The organism is Actinomadura sp. (assembly GCF_044508335.1).
GTDB lineage: Bacteria > Actinomycetota > Actinomycetes > Streptosporangiales > Streptosporangiaceae > Spirillospora.
The window spans coordinates 19,072-21,450 of record NZ_JBIQHY010000098.1; the positions used below are offsets into that span (position 1 = coordinate 19,072).

Annotated in this window: 3 protein-coding genes and 1 pseudogene; 1 reads left to right on the forward strand and 3 read right to left on the reverse strand. The window is 77.5% G+C overall.

The features are described 5' to 3' along the window. The first annotated feature begins 74 nt into the window (after positions 1 to 74). A complete protein-coding gene (locus tag ACIWVC_RS26295) occupies positions 75 to 866 on the forward strand; it encodes an SDR family NAD(P)-dependent oxidoreductase (RefSeq protein ID WP_396454709.1) in 792 nt (263 codons plus the stop codon). On the opposite strand, the gene ACIWVC_RS26300 is transcribed toward ACIWVC_RS26295, so the two are convergent. The 3 genes and pseudogenes from ACIWVC_RS26300 to ACIWVC_RS26310 form a co-directional block, all read right to left on the reverse strand. After that, the gene (locus tag ACIWVC_RS26300) at positions 863 to 1,336 is read right to left on the reverse strand and encodes a TIGR00725 family protein (RefSeq protein WP_396454710.1); all 474 of its coding nucleotides are present in this window, start codon (positions 1,334 to 1,336) and stop codon (positions 863 to 865) included. The genes ACIWVC_RS26295 and ACIWVC_RS26300 overlap by 4 nt on opposite strands. A gap of 8 nt (positions 1,337 to 1,344) precedes the next feature. After that, a complete protein-coding gene (locus tag ACIWVC_RS26305) occupies positions 1,345 to 1,644 on the reverse strand; it encodes a 4a-hydroxytetrahydrobiopterin dehydratase (protein WP_396454711.1) in 300 nt (99 codons plus the stop codon). Positions 1,645 to 1,867: 223 nt separating this feature from the next. After that, positions 1,868 to 2,379, reverse strand: a pseudogene (locus ACIWVC_RS26310) (glycosyl transferase family 39); the annotation flags it as partial.

Below are 2,379 nucleotides of genomic sequence, written 5' to 3' on the forward strand. Positions count from 1 at the left end.
CAGGACGAGACGCCGGATCGGGCGCGGGGCGGGGCGCCGCCCGGCGCGCCGCCGGAACCGTAGAATCTGCCGTCATGAGCGACCGGCCGTCCCCCGTCCCGTACCTGTCGGAGCTGTTCTCGCTGGAGGGCCGGGTCGCGGTCGTGACCGGGGGCAGCTCCGGGATCGGCCGGGCGATCGCGGTGGCGCTCGGCCGGGCCGGCGCGTCCGTCGTGGTGATCGCGCGGCGGGAGGCCGAGCTGGACTCCACCGTCGCCGAGCTGGAGGGGCACGGGTGCCGGGCGGCGCGGGTCAGCGCCGACCTGGGGTCGCGGGACGCGGTCGCCGAGGCCGCCGACGAGGCCGCGGCGGCGTTCGGGGAGCCCGACATCCTGGTCAACGCGGCGGCGGTCAACCTGCGCCCGCCGATGGACGAGCTCGGCCCGCAGGTGTGGGACGCCACGATGGCGGTGAACCTGGACGCGCCGTTCCTGCTGGGGCAGCGGTTCGGGCCCGGGATGGCCGAGCGCGGCTTCGGGCGGCTGATCCACATCGCCTCCCAGCAGGCGTTCCGCGCGTCGGTGACCAGCGGCGCCTACGGGGTGTCCAAGGCGGGGCTGGTCGCGCTGGCCCGGTCGCAGGCCGAGGCGTGGTCGGGCCGCGGCGTCACCGCCAACACGCTGGTGCCGGGGTTCGTGATGACGCCGCTGAACGCGCGGCTGTCGGCGGACCCGGCGAAGGTGAAGGCGCTCGCCGAGCGGACGATGGTCGGCCGCAACGGGCTGGCGGAGGACTTCGCGGGCGCCGCGGTGTTCCTGGCGTCGGCGTCGTCCGCCTACGTCACCGGCCAGTCGGTCTTCGTGGACGGCGGCTACTCCGCCCACTAGTCCCACAGGCCGGTCGCGGCGACGGCGGCGGCCGGGCCGTCGGCGTGGACGATGCCGCCGGCGGGCCGCCCGGCGGCGTCGTGGACGCTCCACCCGGCGATCTGCACGACGGGGATCCGCCCGGCGCGCATGGCCAGCGCGATCTCCGACAGCGTCCCCCAGGACCCGCCGACCGCGATGAGCGCGTCGGCGGCGTTGACGATGACGTTGTTGCGGGCCTGCCCGAGCCCGGTGGGGACGGCGACGGTGAGGTCGGGTCCGGCGGCGGCGCGGTCGGCGGCGGGCAGCACCCCGACCGCGATACCGCCGCCGGCGCGGGCGCCGGCCGCGGCGGCGGCCATCACCCCGCCGAGCCCGCCGCACAGCACGACGGCGCCGCGCCCGGCGAGCAGCCGCCCGGTCTCATAGGCCAGGTCCCATTCGGTCTCGGTGCACTCGCCGGGCCCGCACACCGCCACCTGGACGGCCACCGCGGCCCTTACCCGGCGCCGTGCCGGGCGGCGATCTCGTCGATCTTGCCGGCGAGGTCGAAGTCCTTGGCGGTGATGCCGCCGGCGCTGTGCGTGGACAGCGTGAAGGTCAGGGTGCGCCAGCGGATGTCGATGTCGGGGTGGTGGTCGGCGTCCTCGGCGGCGCGTGCGACGTCGGTGACGACGTCGATCCCCGCCAGGAACGAGGGCGCCTTGACCTGCCTGCGGATGGCGTCGCCGTCCCGGGCCCAGGCGGGCAGCCCGCGCAGGCGTTCCGCGACGGCGGTGTCGTCGAGCGTCTCGGCCATCGGCTCACTCCCTGCTCCTCGGCGCTGGTGCCGTGCTCCCCTCCACTACACCACGCCGGTCATCCTGAGCCGAGGCGGCACACGGCGGTGGCGGCGGCGCTCGGGGCGCAGGCGTCCCCCGCCCCCCGGTCCCCCGCCCCCGGGTCGTCCCGTCCGGGGCGGCCTGCGGGGCCGGGGTCGGGGTCGGTGGGGTTGATGTGGTGTTCGCCGTGGTCGGTGCGGGTCAGCGCAGCCTGTAGAGCCGGGCGCCGCCGCCGTCGGAGGTTCCGGTGCCGGCGGTCCCGCCGTATTCGCTCGCGTCGACGAGGGCGGCGTTCTGCCGGATCCAGGCGGTGACGCCGGAGGCCGCGCCGCCGCCGGGGCCCGTGCGGCCGCCGAGCAGGACGTAGCGGAGCCTGCCCTCCCGCACGTACCGCTGGAGCTTGCCGACGGTCATGGCGGGGTCGGCGCCGGTGAATCCGCCCATGGCGATGACGGGGCGCCCGGTCCGCAGGATGAGCGAGGACGCCTCCTGGGCGCTGGGGACGGCGACGAGCCAGGTCGCGCCGCGCTGGTTGCGCCGCAGGTAGGAGATCATCCGGTCGTCGGCGCCCCCGCCGGACCGGCCCGATCCGGTGCGCGGCCCGCGTCCGGGCTGATCCCCGCCGGGCGGCGTCGGGGGCCGCTGCCCGCCGGGACCGCCGGGCGTCCGGCCGGGCATGGCTCCCGGCATCCCGCCGGGGATGGCGCCGGGCG

Bases quoted from the DNA above. Each gene is read 5' to 3' on its own strand.
- ACIWVC_RS26295 (WP_396454709.1), top strand. From the start codon at position 75: ATGAGCGACCGGCCGTCCCCCGTCCCGTACCTGTCGGAGCTGTTCTCG.
- ACIWVC_RS26305 (WP_396454711.1), bottom strand. From the start codon at position 1,644: ATGGCCGAGACGCTCGACGACACCGCCGTCGCGGAACGCCTGCGCGGG.